At 76.6% G+C, this 15,922-nt stretch carries 16 protein-coding genes; 7 read left to right on the top strand and 9 right to left on the bottom strand.

Going from position 1 to position 15,922, the window contains the following annotated elements; genetic code table 11:
- Nucleotides 1-12: 12 nt before the first annotated feature.
- Genes BMY88_RS07170 through BMY88_RS07160 form a run of 3 tightly spaced genes read left to right on the top strand, consistent with a single transcriptional unit; the run spans nt 13 to nt 3,065 of the window.
- Nucleotides 13-1,185: an outer membrane protein assembly factor BamB family protein gene (locus BMY88_RS07170; protein ID WP_091941563.1), complete on the top strand. Its 1,173-nt coding sequence runs from the start codon at nt 13-15 to the stop codon at nt 1,183-1,185.
- A 45-nt stretch (nt 1,186-1,230) separates the two neighbouring features.
- On the top strand, nt 1,231-2,184 hold the full coding sequence (locus tag BMY88_RS07165; RefSeq protein ID WP_091941561.1) for an alpha/beta fold hydrolase: 954 nt from the start codon (nt 1,231-1,233) through the stop codon (nt 2,182-2,184).
- Nucleotides 2,181-3,065: an oxygenase MpaB family protein gene (locus BMY88_RS07160; protein WP_244524507.1), complete on the top strand. Its 885-nt coding sequence runs from the start codon at nt 2,181-2,183 to the stop codon at nt 3,063-3,065. Before BMY88_RS07165 ends, BMY88_RS07160 begins: the two co-directional genes overlap by 4 nt.
- On the opposite strand, the gene BMY88_RS07155 is transcribed toward BMY88_RS07160, so the two are convergent.
- From BMY88_RS07155 to BMY88_RS07140, 5 genes are all read right to left on the bottom strand, one after another.
- Entirely contained in the window at nt 3,062-3,937 is an 876-nt protein-coding gene (locus BMY88_RS07155) for a RecB family exonuclease (protein ID WP_091941559.1), read from the bottom strand. The two genes, BMY88_RS07160 and BMY88_RS07155, sit on opposite strands and share 4 nt — an antisense overlap.
- A 39-nt stretch (nt 3,938-3,976) precedes the next feature.
- Nucleotides 3,977-4,834 carry a PHP domain-containing protein gene (locus BMY88_RS07150; RefSeq protein WP_091941557.1) on the bottom strand — a complete coding sequence of 286 codons (858 nt, stop codon included), beginning with the start codon at nt 4,832-4,834 and terminating at the stop codon, nt 3,977-3,979.
- Between the two features lie 35 nt (nt 4,835-4,869).
- Nucleotides 4,870-5,508 (bottom strand): PH domain-containing protein, encoded by a 639-nt coding sequence (locus BMY88_RS07145; protein ID WP_091941555.1) that lies wholly within the window; start codon nt 5,506-5,508, stop codon nt 4,870-4,872.
- A 6-nt stretch (nt 5,509-5,514) separates the two neighbouring features.
- Nucleotides 5,515-5,673, bottom strand: coding sequence for a hypothetical protein (locus tag BMY88_RS23750; RefSeq protein ID WP_170860987.1), 159 nt, complete (start codon nt 5,671-5,673; stop codon nt 5,515-5,517).
- Nucleotides 5,674-5,818: 145 nt separating this feature from the next.
- Nucleotides 5,819-6,442, bottom strand: a complete 624-nt coding sequence (locus tag BMY88_RS07140; protein WP_091941553.1) for a DUF6758 family protein — start codon at nt 6,440-6,442, stop codon at nt 5,819-5,821.
- 74 nt (nt 6,443-6,516) lie between these two features.
- On the opposite strand from BMY88_RS07140, the gene BMY88_RS07135 reads away from it, so the two are divergent.
- The gene (locus tag BMY88_RS07135) at nt 6,517-7,020 is read left to right on the top strand and encodes an NUDIX domain-containing protein (RefSeq protein WP_244524506.1); all 504 of its coding nucleotides are present in this window, start codon (nt 6,517-6,519) and stop codon (nt 7,018-7,020) included.
- 42 nt (nt 7,021-7,062) lie between these two features.
- Here BMY88_RS07135 and BMY88_RS07130 read toward each other — a convergent pair whose 3' ends face one another.
- A complete protein-coding gene (locus BMY88_RS07130) occupies nt 7,063-7,569 on the bottom strand; it encodes a MaoC family dehydratase (RefSeq protein WP_091941551.1) in 507 nt (168 codons plus the stop codon).
- Between the two features lie 134 nt (nt 7,570-7,703).
- On the opposite strand from BMY88_RS07130, the gene BMY88_RS07125 reads away from it, so the two are divergent.
- Both BMY88_RS07125 and BMY88_RS07120 read left to right on the top strand, forming a co-directional pair.
- Nucleotides 7,704-8,192 carry a hypothetical protein gene (locus tag BMY88_RS07125; protein WP_091941549.1) on the top strand — a complete coding sequence of 163 codons (489 nt, stop codon included), beginning with the start codon at nt 7,704-7,706 and terminating at the stop codon, nt 8,190-8,192.
- Nucleotides 8,189-9,124, top strand: coding sequence for an MFS transporter permease (locus BMY88_RS07120; protein ID WP_170860986.1), 936 nt, complete (start codon nt 8,189-8,191; stop codon nt 9,122-9,124). Before BMY88_RS07125 ends, BMY88_RS07120 begins: the two co-directional genes overlap by 4 nt.
- A gap of 32 nt (nt 9,125-9,156) precedes the next feature.
- Here BMY88_RS07120 and BMY88_RS07115 read toward each other — a convergent pair whose 3' ends face one another.
- A complete protein-coding gene (locus tag BMY88_RS07115; protein ID WP_091941547.1) occupies nt 9,157-9,450 on the bottom strand; it encodes a WXG100 family type VII secretion target in 294 nt (97 codons plus the stop codon).
- A 151-nt stretch (nt 9,451-9,601) separates the two neighbouring features.
- Between BMY88_RS07115 and BMY88_RS07110 the strand changes: the two genes are divergently transcribed.
- Nucleotides 9,602-13,852, top strand: coding sequence for a type VII secretion EssC family protein (locus BMY88_RS07110; protein ID WP_091941545.1), 4,251 nt, complete (start codon nt 9,602-9,604; stop codon nt 13,850-13,852).
- 38 nt (nt 13,853-13,890) lie between these two features.
- On the opposite strand, the gene BMY88_RS07105 is transcribed toward BMY88_RS07110, so the two are convergent.
- Complete coding sequence (locus BMY88_RS07105) at nt 13,891-14,403, bottom strand: DUF6912 family protein (protein ID WP_091941543.1); 513 nt, start codon at nt 14,401-14,403, stop codon at nt 13,891-13,893.
- Between the two features lie 84 nt (nt 14,404-14,487).
- Nucleotides 14,488-15,876, bottom strand: a complete 1,389-nt coding sequence (locus BMY88_RS07100; RefSeq protein ID WP_091941541.1) for a WS/DGAT/MGAT family O-acyltransferase — start codon at nt 15,874-15,876, stop codon at nt 14,488-14,490.
- Nucleotides 15,877-15,922: the final 46 nt, after the last annotated feature.

Here is a 15,922-nt window from a genome sequence, read left to right as displayed (position 1 = left end):
CCGGTTCCGGACATGGGCCCGGCCTTCCCCGCACGACTGCGCCGCCCGCCCCTGAGGGTGTGGGTGTGGCTCGCGGCCGCCCTCGCGCTGGTGGTCACGGCCGCGCTGCTGTGGCGCGGCTCGGACGCCGCCGCGACGGAGAGCACCACCGCGCCCGCGGCCGACGTCCCCGAGGGGGCGCCGGCCGCGGCCGTCTCGCGGATCTGGACCGCCGACGGCGGACCGGTCCCGGCGCTGCCGGTGCAGGACGGGCGGGTCCTCGTCGGTGAGGAGCACGGCGTCCGCGCGTTCGACGCCGTCACCGGCGAGGAGGCCTGGCACTACACGCGGTCCAACGCCCGCCTGTGCGACCTCACCGCCGTGGACGGGCGGGCGGTCGCGGTCTTCGCCACCGCCGACCGCTGCGACGAGGCCGTGGCGCTCGACGCCGGCACCGGCGTCCGGCAGTGGACGCGCAACCTCAGCCTGCGCCCCGACGTCACGCTGACCAGCTCCCCGGGCATGGTCCTGGCCACGGCCCCGACCGGCGTCGTCGTCGTGGACCCCGGCAGCGACACCCTGCGCTGGCGGGCCGACGCGTCCGACGGCTGCCGGATCGACGACGGCGACGTCGGCGGCACCGCCGTCGTCCTCCTCGAGTCCTGCGACGGGACCCTGCGGCTGCGCGGGCTCGGGCGCGGTGACGGCGAGGACTCCTGGAGCCAGGACCTGGTGCTGCCCGACCCCGCCGTCCCCGTGGCGCTGGCCGGGAGCGACCGGCTGGTCGCCGTCGTGGCCGGCGACGCCCTCCAGCTGTTCCGGGCGACCGACGGTTCCCCGCTGCCCGCCGTCGGCCTGCCCCCCGCGGGTCCCGATGACCCGCCCCCCGCCGTGGTGGAGAGCGCCGGCGCCCTGTTCGTCTGGACGCGCGGCACCACCTACGCGCTCGACCAGGCCGCGGGCCGGCTGCTGTGGTCGGTGCCGTCGGCCGGGCTGCCCGCCGCCGGGAACGAGAAGGCGCTGGAGGTCCTCGGCCCGCCGGTGCTCGTGCCCGAGGACGGCGCGTTCGTCTCCCGGGACGCCCGCACCGGCGCCGAGATCGGCCGCAGCACGGTGGACGACGAGCTGCCGGCCGGCGGCAGCACCGCCACCGTCGGCCCGGTGGTCGTCTACCGGCTGGCCGACCGGGTGCTCGCTCACCGCTAGAGGGCCGGAGCGGCATCCCGGGCGGCCGCGCGGTTCACTGGGGGCATGGTCCTGCCCGGCGGCTCCGACGACCGCATCGCCCTCTCCATCGCCCCCGACGACCTGCGCCAGCTCGCCGACCACGACGCGGCGGCCCGCACCTTCGCCGGGCGCGCGGGGCCGCTGGCCGCGCTGGACACCGGGGGCGACGGCGCGCGCGGCACCGTGCTGATGGTGGCGGGCTTCACCGGCAGCAAGGAGGACTTCGCCCCGCTGCTGGCCCCGCTGAGCGCCGCCGGTCACCGCGTGGTCGCGATGGACCAGCGCGGGCAGTTCGAGTCGCCCGGCCCGGACGACCCCGCGCGGTACACGGTGGCCGAGCTCGCCGAGGACCTCCTCGCGGTGGCTCGCGTGCTCGCCGGCGAGACCGGCGTCCCGCACCTGCTGGGCCACAGCTTCGGCGGGCTGGTGGCGCGGGCCGCGGTCCTCTCCCGGCCCGCGGCGTTCCGCTCCCTCACCCTGCTCGGGTCCGGGCCGTCGGAGCTGGTGGGCCCGCGGGTGGCGCTGCTGGACCACCTCGGCCCCCTGCTCGACCGCGGCGGCGTGCCGCTGGTGCACGAGACGCTCGAGCAGCTGTCGATGACCGACCCCAAGGCGCAGGCCGTGCCCGAGCCGACCCGCGCCTTCTACGCCCGCCGGTTCCTGGCCAACTCCGCGGCGGGGCTGCGGGGCATGGCCGACGCCATGACCTCCGAGCCCGACCGCGTCGCCGAGCTGGCCGCCACCGGCATCCCGGTCCTGGTGGCGCACGGGATGGCCGACGACGCCTGGACGCCGGCCGCGCAGGCCGACATGGCCCGCCGGCTGGGCGCCCGGCACGCGGTGATCCCGGGCTCGATCCACTCCCCGGCGATCGAGAACCCGCCGGAGACCCTCGCGCTGCTGCAGGACTTCTGGACGTCGGTGTCGGTCTCGCCCGCCGACGAGGACTCCGACGCCGCCTCGGCGGGACGCCCGTGACCGGCTCGGGAACCGCCCTGCCCGGCCCCGGCGACTGGACCCCCGAGGAGGACCACGAGGGGTTCTTCGGGCCCGACAGCGTGACCTGGCGGATCCACGCCGACCCCAGCTACTCGGTCGGGGGTCTGCGCGCGCTGATGCTGCAGGCGCTGCACCCGGTCGCGATGGACGGCGTCGCCCGCAACTCGGCGGCCTTCCGCGACCAGCCGTGGCAGCGGCTGATCCGCACGGGCCAGTACGTGGAGACGCTGACGTTCGGCACCCGCACCGAGGCGCGCCGGGCCGTCGCCCGGGTGCGCGGGCTGCACTCCCGCTTCGGCGGCGTCGAGTCCGACAGCGGCCGGGCCTACCGGGTCGACGACCCCGACCTGCTGCTGTGGGTGCACAACTGCGAGGTGGAGTCGCTGCTGTCGACCGCCCGCCGCGGCGGCCTCGGCCTGACCGATGCCGACGCCGACCGCTACGTGACCGAGCAGGTCGCCGCCGCCGTGCTCGTGGGGGTACCGGAGGACGCCGTGCCGCGCACCGTCGCCGGCCTCGACGCCTGGTTCGCCGACGTGCGGCCGTCGCTGGCCGCGACCGCCGCCGCTCGCGACGCCGTGCGGCGGTTGCTGCTCCCCCCGATGCCGGCCTGGGTGCAGCTGCTCACCCCGGCCCGCCCGGCGTGGGGCGGGCTGGCCGGGCTCGGCTTCGCGCTGCTGCCACCGTGGGCGAGGCAGCTGTTCTCCATGCCGGGTCTGGGCCTCACCGACGCGGCGGCGACCGGCGCGCTGCGGGCGTTCCGGCAGGGGCTGCTCGCGCTGCCGACGCGGCTCCGGCACTCGCCGATCGTGCGGACCGGCATCGAGCGGACGGCGTCGGCGGTGCCGGTCAGCGCCTAGCGCGGAACGGGCGCCGCGACCTCGTCGTCGGCCGGTTCGGGCGCCAGGAAGATCCAGGTCTCGGGCTGCGGCCCGGCCGCCCGGCCCGGTGCGCAGCTCGCCCGGAAGTCGCACCAGCCGCACTGGCGGCCCGGCACGGCGGGGAACGCCGCGTCGGCGTCCTCCCCGGCACGCAGCGCCTCGGTGGCCCGCTCGATGTCCTCGGCGGTGTCCTCTGCCCGGCGGACGTGATTGGCCAGCGACCGGTCGGTGTGGTCGAACGCCGCGACGGTGCCCGAGGGCAGGTGGTGCAGCTCCACGCGGCTGCACGGGCGGCGCAGGGTCCGCCGGACGCCGAGCACGTAGGCGGCGAGCGCGGCCGAGCCGCGGGCCTCGTCGTCGGTGCTGGGTCGGCGGCCGGTCTTGTAGTCGACGACCACGAGCTCGTCGCCGCGCTGGTCGATCCGGTCGATCCGGCCCGACAGCGCGAGCCGCTCGGTGGTGGCGGCGACCTGGCGCTCGGTACCGACCGGCTCCTCCGCCGGGTCCAGGCCCCCCACGTAGTCGGTCAGCCAGCCGGCGGCCCGGGACCGCCACCGCTGCGCCTGGTCGGCGTCGCGGAACCCGGCGGTCGACCAGACGCCGTACAGCAGCTGCCGCGCCGCTCCCGCCGTCCGCTCCCGCAGCGGCAGCTCCCACCACGACCGCAGAGCCGCGTGCACCGCCGAGCCGACGGAGTTGTGCGCCCACGCCGGCCCCTTGGGCGGGGTCGGCCGGTCCAGGTAGGCGTGCCGGTAGCGACGCGGGCAGTCGGAGAAGGTGGCGAGCTTGCTGGGCGTGGCCGGGAAGAGCCGGCGCGGCATGCCCGGCATCTCCAGCTGGTCGCTCCCCATGCCGCCCACGCTAACCGGCGGTACCGACACGTCCGGAGCTCAGTCGGTGAGCGGCGCGCTGCCGGTGCCGGCGGCCAGCAGGGCCTCCAGCTGGTCGGGCGCGGTGGTGCAGGCGGCGATCGGCGTCGCCTTGTTGCTCCCGTGGTAGTCGCTGGAGCCGGTCACCAGCAGGCCGAGGTCGGCGGCCAGGCCGCGCAGGTGCGCGCGCTCGGCGTCGCTGTGGTCGGGGTGGTCGACCTCCAGCCCGAGCAGGCCCGCGTCGGCCATCTCGGCGATCGCGGCGTCGTCGACGACGCGGCCGCGCTTGGTGGCCAGGCCGTGGGCGAAGACCGGCACCCCGCCGGCCGCCCGGACCAACCGGATGCCGGCGAGCACGTCGGTGTCGGCCTTGGCGACGTAGTGCGGGCTGCCGTGGTGCAGCAGGTCGGCGAAGGCCTCGTCGACCGAGCCGACCACGCCGGCGTCGACCAGCGCCCGGGCCACGTGCGGCCGGCCGACCACCCCGCCCTGCGAGGCCGCGACGATGTGCGTCCACTCGACCGGATGGCCCGCCGCCGCCAAGGACGTGACGATCCGCTCCCCGCGGCTGAGCCGCTCCTCGCGCAGCCGGGTGCGCTCGGCGGCCAGAGCGGGGTGCTCGGGATCGAACAGGTAGGCCAACAGGTGGAGGCTGATCGGGTTGCCCTCGGCCCGCAGCCAGCGGCAGGACAGCTCCATCCCCGGGACGACGGTCAGCCCGCGGGGCCGGGCGGCGGCCGCGGCGGCCCACCCGTCGGTGGTGTCGTGGTCGGTGAGGGCGACGACGTCGAGGCCGGCGTCGCTGGCCGTGGCCAGGAGCTGCGCCGGCGTCTGGGTGCCGTCGGAGACCGACGAGTGGGTGTGGAGGTCGATCCGCATCACCGGTCAGCCTGCCGTACGGCCGGCGGGACCGGTCAGGAGGGCTGAGGAGGACGCGGGATGGGCTGGGTGTCCTGCCGTGCGCCCGGGGCGACGGCCCGCGGCGCGACCGGACCCGCGCCGCCGTCCTCGTCGTCCCCGGTGCCGTCGGCGCCGTCGGTGCCGAACAGCAGCTGGCTGACCCGGCGGTACAGCACGTCGGCCTGCGGCAGGAAGGTGATCTCCGACAGCGCCTGCTGCTGGCCGGCGGACTCGAAGCGGAACGTCCCGTAGCCCAGCACCTGGCCGAACAGGGTCTCCTTCCAGGTGAGGTCGGTGATCCGGCGCAGCGGCAGCAGAGCGACCGTGCGGACGACGATGCCGCTGGTCAGCAGGACCCGGCGGTTGGTGACGATGAAGTGGCGCATCCACCACTCGCCGGCGCGCAGAGCGAGGAAGACCAGCGCGGCCGCGACGACCAGCAGGCCGGCCGTGCTGGTCGCCCGGTTGTCCGGGTCGAGCACGAGCAGCCAGCCGCCGAGGACCAGGACCGGCAGCGCCTTGAGCGCCGGCACGATCAGCACGGCCCAGTGCCGCCGGGTGGCGACGACGGGCGGGAGCTCCCCGGGCAGCAGGTACTTGTCCGCGTCCTTGCGCCACCGCTCGGGGCGGAGGTCGGGCGCCGGGTCGCTCATGCCGGCCTAGATCAGCGACTCGAAGAAGTCGGCGATCGACGCGGCGGCGTCACCGAGGGTCTCCCCCGCGCTCTTGACGATCTCCGCCGACCGCTCCGGAGCCTGGATCACGTAGAAGACGAGGAAGGCGACGATCACCCACGTGAGGATCTTCTTGAGGTTCACGGTCACCTCCGCGGGCGCTCAGGGCACCGGCGGTCAGGCGCCGCCGGGGTGGCCCGGGCGGGCCGGTCACATGGGTAACACGGGCCGCACCGGCCTCGGCCGGGGACACGCCGACCTGGATCCGAGGCGCTGCGGTCCGCTCGGGCTAGCGGCCGGGCAGCAGGTGCTCGCTGGGCGGCCCGAGCGGCAGGTCCGGATAGACGCGCTCGCGGAGGTCGATGAGCTCCAACTCCTCGGCGAGCAGCCACGCCGCCGACATCGGCCACATGACCAGCCAGAGCCAGACGCCGTAGGCCTCGCCGACGAAGGCCGCCCGGTCGTCGGTGGTCGGTACCGCCCACAGCGGCGCGCGCTGGCCGGCGGCGTCCACCGCCGCCGACGACGGCCCGGTGATCACGTCGCCCGGGTCCAGGCCCGGCAGCCCGGCATAGCCGCAGCCGACCCCCGTGCCCGGCTCCTCGGCGACGAGCACGAGCTCCGCCGAGCCGCCCAGGGGCGCCGGGCCGGCGCAGTCGACGACGATCGCGCGCGCCCCCGGCTCACCGCCCCACGCCATGCCGGTGACCGACCAGCCAGCGGGAACCGGGTCCGGGACCCAGGCCGGCACGCGCGCGTCGGCGGTGACCGCGGCGATGGCGTCGTGCGCGATGAGCGCCGTGTGGTGCAGCGGGGTCACCGCCCCGTGCAGGTGGCACCAGGCCTGCGCCGTGTCCCCGGGGCGGACGGCGAGGCGCTCGCCGCAGCGGGGGCAGACCGGTGAAGCGCTCATCGTCGTTACCGTCCTGTGGCCGTCGGGGGTTCGTCAAGCGGAGGGCGCCGGGCGAGCCGCGTAGCGTCCGCCGGGTGCCCGTGCCCGAGCCGCCCGTACCCGGTGCCGGGACCGGCGAGCCCGTGCCCGAGCCCGTACCCCGGTCGGTGCCGCAGTCCGTGCCCGAGTCGGCGCCCGTGCCCGTCGTGGCCTGCGTCGGCGCGGTGGTGCACGACGCGGCCGGGCGGCTGCTGCTGATCCGGCGGGGCACCGAGCCCGGACGGGGCCTCTGGTCGGTGCCCGGCGGCCGGGTGGAGCGGGGCGAGTCGCTCGTCGCGGCAGTCGAGCGGGAGGTCCTCGAGGAGACCGGGCTGCCGGTGCGGGCGGGGGCGGTGGTCGGCCGGGTGCGGATCCCGGGGCCGGGCGTCGTCTACGACGTCGCGGACCTGGCGTGCACTCTGCTGGACCCGACGGCGGTGCCCGTGGCCGGCGACGACGCCGACGAGGTCACCTTCGCCGCCGCGGCCGACCTGGCCCACCTGTCCTGCACCGCGGGCCTGCTGGAGAGCCTGGGCAGCTGGGGCGTGCTCCCCCGCTGAGGCCGCCGGCGACGGCGGTCGTGCCGCCGCCGGCGTCGCGGCTCAGCGCGCCACGGGCTCCGGGCGACCGGGCTGCTCGCCACCGCGCGCCTCGCCGTAGCTGCGCTTGGGGACCATCACCTTGCGCCGGAAGATGCAGACGACCGTGCCGTCCTGCTTGTAGCCGATCGTCTCGACGTACACGACCCCGCGGTCGTCCTTGGACGTGGACGGCGTCTTGTCCAGCACCGTGGTCTCGCCGTAGATGGTGTCGCCGTGGAACGTCGGCGCCACGTGCCGCAGCGACTCGACCTCCAGGTTGGCGATCGCCTTGCCCGACACGTCCGGGACGCTCATGCCCAGCAGCAGGGAGTAGATGTAGTTGCCGACGACGACGTTCTTGCCGAAGTCGGTCGTCTCGGCCGCGTAGTGCGTGTCCAGGTGCAGCGGGTGGTGGTTCATCGTGATCAGGCAGAACAGGTGGTCGTCGTACTCGGTGACCGTCTTGCCGGGCCAGTGCTTGTAGACCGCCCCGACCTCGAACTCCTCGTAGTACCGACCGAACTGCATGTGGGCGCTCCCCGCGTCGTTGCTGATGTGGCCACCGGTGGGGGCGAGGCAGCGCCGCGGGCAGGACCCGGGGAGCGGCGCCCGCGCACGCGTCGGTGACCCGTCTGGACGGGCGTCGATCCTACGATGCTGCGGTGTCCCTGCTCTCCACGGCCGAGGACACCACCGGAACGGATGTGGTCCGCCTCTCCTCGGCCTCTCGTCGGGTGCGGCTGGCCGTGACCGCCGTGGTGTTCGCGGTCGTCATGGCCGGGACCGTCTGGGGCGACGACTCCGACTTCCCCTTCGGTCCCTTCCGCATGTACTCCACCCGCGCCGATCCCGATGCCCCCGTCGTCTCCACCCGCGTCGTGGGCCTCACCGAGGCCGGCCAGGAGGTCCGCCTGTCCGGAGGGGAGGTGGGTCTGCGCCGCGCCGAGTTCGAGGGCCAGTTGCCGCGGATGCGTGCCCACCCCGAACTGCTCGGGCTGCTCGCCGAGACCTACGTCGAGCACCACCCCGGCGCCGAGCCGCTCGTCGAGGTGCGAGTGGTCCAGCGTCGCTTCGAACTGGTCGACGGTCAGCGCACCGGCGAGTACACCGACACGGTCGTCGTCGACCACGACCTGGAACCGATCCCGTGAACCGCTCCGACGCCTCCTCCCCCGCCGCCCCCGCCTCGTCCGCTGCCGAGCCGGCCCGGGCCTTCCCGCTCGGCGCGCGCTGGTGGTTCCGCCCGGTGCCGCTGGCCCGCATCGCGGTCGTCCGGACCATCGCCTACCTGTTCATCTGGGTCGACGTGTGGCTGACGACCGCCTGGGTCCGGGCGCACGCCGACGTCCCGCCGGAGTGGTACGCGCCGCTGACCATCGGTGAGCTGCTCCCCCTGCCCACCCCGACCCGCACGGTGGTCACCGTCGTGCAGTGGGCGTTGCTGCTCACCGCGCTGGCGGCGGCGACCGGGCGCGCTCCCCGCCTCCTGGGCACCGCGGTGTTCCTCCTCTACCTCGAGTGGATGGTCATCGCGATGAGCTACGGGAAGGTGGACCACGACCGCATCGCCTTCCTGGTGCTGCTCGCGGTCCTGCCGACCGTCGGCGTCGCCCGCTGGCGGGACCGCCGGCGGTCCGAGGCCGCGGGCTTCGCGATGGCTGCGGTCCTGCTCGCCGTGGTGCTCACCTACTTCCTGGCGGCCTGGGCCAAGATCCGCTTCGGCGGCTGGGACTGGCCCACCGGCGCCACCCTCGCCCGCGCCGTCATCCGCCGCGGCACCTCGTTGTCGGAGTGGACGCTGGACGCCCCCTGGCTGCTCGAGGCGCTGCAGTGGGCGATGATCGTGCTCGAGGCGCTGGCGGTGCTCCTGCTGCTCGTCTGGCGCGACCGGGCCCGGGTGGCCCTGGTGGTCTTCCTCATCGGCTTCCACCTGATGGTCTACGCCGGCGTCACGATCGTCTTCCTGCCGCACTGCGTGGCGATCCTGTCGATCCTGCCGTGGGAGCGCGTGCCGGAGCTGCGGGGCCGGCTGCTGGCGCGGCGGCACCGCCGCCCCGGCGTGCCGGCGCCCGCGACGCCGTGAGATCCCCGCCCTCCCGCTCCTGACGGCAGAGGTCACAGGAGCGAGCCGATCCTCGCGGCCATGTCGGCCTCGTGCTGCTGGTAGGAGTCGGCGACCCCCGCGAGCAGGCCGCCCATGCCGGTGAGCGCGTCGGCCACCCCCTGGGCGGACAGGCGCCACTGCTCGTACAGCTCGGTGAAGCGCACCGCCGCCTGGCTGTCGGTCCAGCCGTCCAGCACCGAGGTGTTGATGCTGCTCGACAGCCCTGCCTGGCGGGCCGTCGTCTCCGCTGCCTCCGCCCGGCACTGCCCGGCCATCGACTGCAGCGTCGCGATGTCGACCTTCACGTGTCCTCCTCCCGATCCGGGTCTCTCCCGGTGACGGCGGACGGTAGGCCGCGGTGGCGCTGGCACCGCCACGCCGTCCACAGGCGGGCCGGCCGTCCACAGATCGACGCGGAGCGGGTCCGGTGCGCCCTCATCCGCCCAGGATCGCGGCGTGAATGCAGCCCCGGCCACCGGCCGTCCGCCGACGCGCCGCTGGACCCTGGTCGGCCCGTCGGGGGCGCTGGACGTGGAGGTCACCGCGTCGGACGAGACGCCGCTGGGCGCCGTCGTCGAGCTCCTCGCGGGTGTCTCCGGCTCCGGGATCCCCCAGGTGTGGAGCGGATCGACCTGCCTGGACGCCGGCACCGAGCTGCGCTCGGCCGCCCTGGCGCACGGTGCCGTGCTCGGCGTCGGGCGGCCGGGTCCCCGGCCGCCGTGTGCGGCGTCCCCGACTGCGCTGGCCCTCGAGTTCGTGGGCGGCCCGGAGGCGGGCCGCTCGCGCCCGCTCGACGGGGGCCGGCACGTCCTCGGCCGCGGCAGCACCGCCGACGTCCCCGTCGACGACGCCGACGTCTCGCGCCGGCACGTCGAGGTGGAGGTGACCGCCGGACGCGTGTGGGTCCGGGACGCCGGGTCGGCCAACGGCAGCTCGCTCGACGACGCGGCCCTGGGTGCGGAGCCGGCCGAGTGGCCCGAGGGGTCGGTACTGCGCATCGGCTCGTCGGCCGTGACCGTGCGCGGGCCGCGTGGCGCCCGGTTGGCCGGCCGGCCGGCGCCGGGGGGCCGCACGCTCGTGCACCCGGTGGCGGAGGTGCACCCGGCCCGTTCGGAGGTGGAGGTCCGCTTCCCCGCGGAGCCCGCGCAGCTCCCACGGCGACGGCTCGCGCTGGTGGCGATCGCGGTACCGGCGATGGCCGGAGGGCTCGCCGCGTGGATCTTCTCCGCGCCGATGTTCCTGTTCTTCGCGCTGCTCAGCCCGGTCGTCGCGCTGGGGACCTGGCTCGGGGACCGGTGGACCGGTCGCCGGACGCGCCGGCGCGACGCCGTGGTCCACGCCGAGCAGGCGGCAGTCGCCCGGGGCCTGCTCGAGGACGCCATCCGCGCCGACCGGCGGGCGAGCGAGCGGGCCGCGCCGGACCTGGCCCGGCTGACCGCTGCGGCCCGTCGCCGGGCGGTTCCGCTCTGGGAACGACGCCGCGGGGATCCGGGCGCGCTCGTCGTCCGGCTGGGCCGAGGCCCGGGTACGTCCCGGGTGGTCCAGGTCGAGGCCGACGGCACCCGCACTCCCGCCCCGTGCCCCGATCTCCCCGTCACTGTCGACCTCGCGCTCACCGGTGGGCTCGCCGTCGCCGCTCCCCGTCCGCGCACCCTCGGGGTGGTGCGCAGCGTGCTCGCGCAGGCGTGCGTCCTGCTCGCCCCGGGCGAGCTGGGCGTCGCCCTGCTCACCACCCCGGACCGCCTGGCCGATTGGCGGTGGCTGCGCTGGTTGCCGCACCTGGGCGCCTCCGACGTGCGGACCGCTCCCTCGGCTGCCGACCCCGACGAGACGGCGGACGCGGGCTGGCTCGACGCGGTGGTCGCCCGGCGCACCTCCGCACGGGGCGGAGGCGGACGCCCGGGTGCCGCCGCGGGCGCCGCCCCCTGGCTGCTGGTCGTGCTCGACCGCCCGGCGGGACACCGATTGGCGGCGTCCCTGCGCGCCGCCCGGCAGGAGGGCGTCCTCACGCTCGTCCTCGGGGGCTCGACGCCGTCCGAACCGGCGGCCCTCCTGCGGGTCACCGGGGAGACGGGCCAGGACGCCGAGCTCCACGTCGCGGGATCGGCGCCCCGGGCGCTCGTCGTCGACCACCTGGCCCCGGCCGCGGCGTCGGCGCTGGCCCGAGACCTGGCACCGCTGTCGTCCCCGGCGTCCGGGAGGGAGGGGGTGCCCGCTGCGGTCCGCCTGCTCGACGTCCTTGCGGCCGACCCGCTGCTGGCGCCGGCCCCTGCCGCGGCCGGCCGGTGGTCCCGTCGGCGGGACGCACTGGTGGCCGCCCTGGGCCGATCGGCCGACGGCGTGACCACCGTCGACCTGTGCCGCGACGGCCCGCACGCGTTGATCGCCGGCACCACGGGCGCGGGCAAGTCGGAGCTGTTGCAGACCCTGATCGCCGGACTCGCAGAGGCCCACCCGCCCGACCGCTGCTCCTTCCTGCTCGTCGACTACAAGGGAGGTGCGGCGTTCGCCGAGGCCGCCGACCTCCCCCACACGGTGGGGGTGGTCACCGACCTCGACGCCCGCACCACCGAACGCGCACTCCGCTCCCTGGCCTCCGAGCTCACGCGCCGGGAGACCGTCCTCGCGGCCGCAGGGGTCGCCGACGTGGCCGCGCTGCCGGAGGCCGCGGACCTGGCGCGGCTGGTCATCGTGGTCGACGAGTTCGCGGGACTGGCCGAGGAGCTGCCCGACTTCGTCCCCGGCCTGGTCGCCATCGCGCAGCGGGGCCGGTCGCTCGGGGTGCACCTCGTGCTGGCCACGCAGCGCCCCGCCGGCGTGGTCTCCCCGGAGATCCGGGCCAACTGCAGCCTGCGCATCTGTCTGCGCACCACCGACGAGTCCGACTCCCGGGATGTGCTCGGCAGCGGTGCCGCGGCCCATCTGCCGGCGCACCGTCCGGGCCGGGCCTACCTGCGCGTCGGGGCGGCCGCCCCGGTGCTCCTCCAGGTCGCGCGCGTCGCCGGCCGCCCGGCCCGGGAGCCGGCCGGTCCCCGGGTGCGCCCATGGACGTGGCCGGGGAGCGGACCGGACGAACCCACCCCGGAGACGACGGACTCCACCGACCTGGCCCGGCTGGTGGCCGCCCTGCGCGAGCGGGCGGAGCGGGACGGCGTGCGGCCCCCGCACCGCCCGTGGTGCCCTCCGCTCCCCGATCGGCTGACCACCGCCGAGCTGAGCGACGCCCCGACGACGCGCCGGTCATCGGGCCCGGTGCTCGCGATCGGCCTGGTCGACCGCCCCGACGTGCAACGTCGGGAGGTCCTGACCCTGGACCTCGCCACGGGAGGCGGGTGGCTGGCCGTCGGCGGCCCGGCGAGCGGCCGGACGACCCTCCTGCGCACCGTGCTGGCCGAGGCGGTCACGTCCTGCACCCCCGACGAGCTGCACGTGCACGTGCTCGACCACGCCGGTGGCGCCCTCGCCCGTGCGTCCGCCGACCTCCCCCACACCGGCACGGCGGTCGCCGCGGACGACTCCCTGCGCACCGTGCGGCTGGTCGACCGGCTCGTCGCCGAGGTGGCGGCGCGCCGAGCGGTCGGCCGGTCGATGCCGCGTCTGCTGCTCCTGGTCGACGGCGTGGAGCACCTGTCCGCGCAGTTGGACGAGGCCGACCCCGCCTCCGGGTCGGGCGCCCTGCTCCGCCTGGTCCGGGAGGGCGGTGCCGCGGGACTGACGTGCCTGCTCACCGCCGACCGGGCCGTGCCCGGCGGCCGGCTCGCCGCTGCCGTCGGCACCCGGCTGGTGCTGCCGCTCGCGGAGCGGGCCGACTACGGCATGGCCGGGGTCGCCGCCCGCGCGATCCCCGGGCACCGTCCGCCCGGCCGGGCGCTGGTCGGGGAGGCGGCCCGGGAGTGCCAGATCGCGCTGCCCCGCCCCCTTCCTGTCGCGCCTCCCGCCGGCCGCGCGGGACCGGCCTCCGGCGCGCTGCGCATCCCGGTCCTCGATCCCGATCCCGAGCTCCTCCTGCCGCACGGGCCGGGTCCACACCTCCCGGCCATGACCGTGCCCGTGGGGCCCGGCGGCGACGAGGGCGACGTGCTCACCGTGGACGTCGCCCGATCCGGCGGGCTGCTGGTGGTGGGACCGCCCGGGAGCGGACGGTCGGCGGTCCTGGCCGCGGTCGCGGCACACCTCGCCGCCGCGGGCACCCCCGTCCTGCGGATCGCGGGCTCCGCCGGCCGATCGCCGGGCGCCGCTCGCCCCTGCACCGGCCCGGCAGCCGTCGGCTCGGCCGGTGCCCCGGTCGACGTCGGCCCGTCGGACCTGGCCGGCTGGACCGCCTGGGTGGAGGGGCTCGCCGGCCGGATCGCGGTCGTCGTCGTGGACGACCACGCGGCCGTGGCCGAGGCGCCGGTGGTCACCGCTCTGGCCGCGGCGATGCCGGAGGGCGTCGTCGCGGTGGTGTCGGGCGCCGCGGCGGAGCTGGCGAGCGTCTACCGGGGCCCGGTGGCCGCCCTCCGGCGCCGGCGCACCGGGCTGCTCCTGTGTCCGGGCCCGGGCGACGCCGACCTGCTCGGCGTGCGCCTGCCCCGGACGCCCGTGCCGGTGCGGCCGGGCTCGGGCTGGCTGGTGCAGTCGGGGGTTCCCCAACGGGTACAGGTCGCGCTCCGGCGCCGAGCTCCGGCTCCGGCTCCGGCTCCGGCTCCGGCTCCGGCGGCACCGTGACCGCTCGAGGCATGATGACCGCCCGGCGGCCGCCGGGCTCAGAGCAGGTCGAGCAGCGGCCCGAGTTCCTGCGTCGCGTACCAGGCCAGCTCGTGACCCTCGGCCTGGTCGACGACGAACTGCGCGTCGTCGCTGCCCAGGTCGGCCTCGAGGACGACGGCGACCGCGGTGCGGACGTCCTCCTCGGCATCCGCGCCGTCCAGGTGCACGCTGGCGACGTCGCGCATGCCGATGTCGGCGCTCACCCGGACCGCGCCGGCGTCGATGTGCGGCTCGTCCAGCGCGGCGACCGCGTCGTCGGGCACGTCGGCGGCGACGACCGCCCGCCGGCGGGGAGCGAGCGGGTCGTTGTCCAGCAGGCGCAGGCTGGCACGGGCGGCGGTCAGCAGCGCCGCGTACTCCAGCTCCTCCGCGTCGGCCTCCGCGTCGCTCACCGCGTAGTGCTGCCGCAGCACCGGGGTGACCGCGAAGGCGGTGTGCGGCCCGGCCAGCCGCCCCTCGTCCACCAGCGTCCGCAGCACGGTCGTCGTCGCCGGCAGGTACACGCGCACGCGGGTTCTTCCCTCCATCGGTGGAGCGACGACCGTATCCCGGCCGCCCCCACGCCCCTCGGCCGCGCAGGCGCGGCCGGGCGATCAGCGCGATGCCTCGACGAGCTCCGCCATCTCCTGCTCGATGAGGTCGGCCAGCAGGTCGACGTCGCCGACGGTGTCGCGGTCGGCGTTGAGGCAGACGCACACCCGCCCGTCGTAGCTGGTCATGCCGATCGACAGGCCCTGCCCACGGACCAGCGGCACCACGGGGAAGACCTCGTGCATCCGCGCACCTGCGGCGAACAACGGCACCTGCGGGCCGGGCACGTTGGTGATCACGAGGTTGAACATCCGCCGGGACAGGCCGCGCGCCGCCCGGGCACCGAGGGCGTGCAGCGTCGGCGGGGCGAAGCCGGTGAGCGCGATCAGGGCATCGGCCCCCACCGACCGGCCGGAGCGCGCGACACCGCGCATGGCGTAGCTCAGCCGCGCCAGCCGGACCCGGGGGTTGGGCTCTCCTACCGGCAGGTCGACCAGGTAACTGGCGACCCGGCTGCCCGGGGCCTCCTGCTCGTCGCTCTGCACCGACACGGGCACCAGCGCCCGCACCGACGTCGAGGCGACCACCGCGATCCCCCGGGAGAGCAGCCAGTCACGCAGGGCACCGGTCAGCACGGTCAGCAGGACGTCGTTGATGGTCCCGCCGTGCGCGCGCCGGACGGCCTTCAGGTCCTCGAGGTCCGCGCGCGCGAACGCCACCCGCCGCTGGCGCCCCCGGGCGTGGTTGAGCGGGCTCTGCGGCGCGGGGAAGACCGCAGACCGGGCGGCGCGGACGAACCCCGAGGCCGCGCCGCCGACCCGCGCGAGCGTCGCCCGCACGTCGGTCGCCGCCGCGGCGAGGCCCTCGACGGCCGCGGACGGCCGCTGCACGTACTCGGTCACCGCGGTCCGCAGCAGCTCCGCGCCGGTGGGCAGCCGGCGCGGGCGCCACGGCTCCGCATCCGGCGCCGGCAGCTCCGGCGTCGGGGAAGGGTCCAGCAGGACCTGGGCGATGTCCACCGCGCCGAGCCCGTCCACGAGGGCCGGGTGGGTCTTGGTGATGACGGCGACGCGGCCGTCGGCGAGCCCCTCGACGAGGTACAGCTCCCAGAGCGGACGCCGCGGGTCCAGCCGGCGCGCGGTGAGCCGCGAGACGAGGGAGAGCAGCTGCGCTTCGGTACCCGGCCGGGGCAGCGCCGACTGCCGGACGTGGTAGGCCACGTCGAACTCGGGATCGTCGGCCCACACCGGGTCGGCGAGCCGGCCGGGGACCTCCACCACCCGCTGGCGGTACCGCGGCACGAGCGGGAGCCGCGCCTGGACCAACGCCGCCAGCGCGTCCAGCCCACCGGCCGGCGGCTCCAGGAGCAGGACGCCGCCGACGTGCATGGGCGCGTCGGGCTCCTCGAGGTACACGAACGACGCGTCGATCGTCGTCAGGCGCTCCAGCATCGTCCCCCCTGCATCCGGCTGCCCACGCTACGCACACCCCACGTCC

The organism is Trujillonella endophytica, assembly GCF_900110555.1.
GTDB classification, from domain to species: domain Bacteria; phylum Actinomycetota; class Actinomycetes; order Mycobacteriales; family Geodermatophilaceae; genus Trujillonella; species Trujillonella endophytica.
This window is presented reverse-complemented; position numbering and strand designations above follow the sequence as displayed.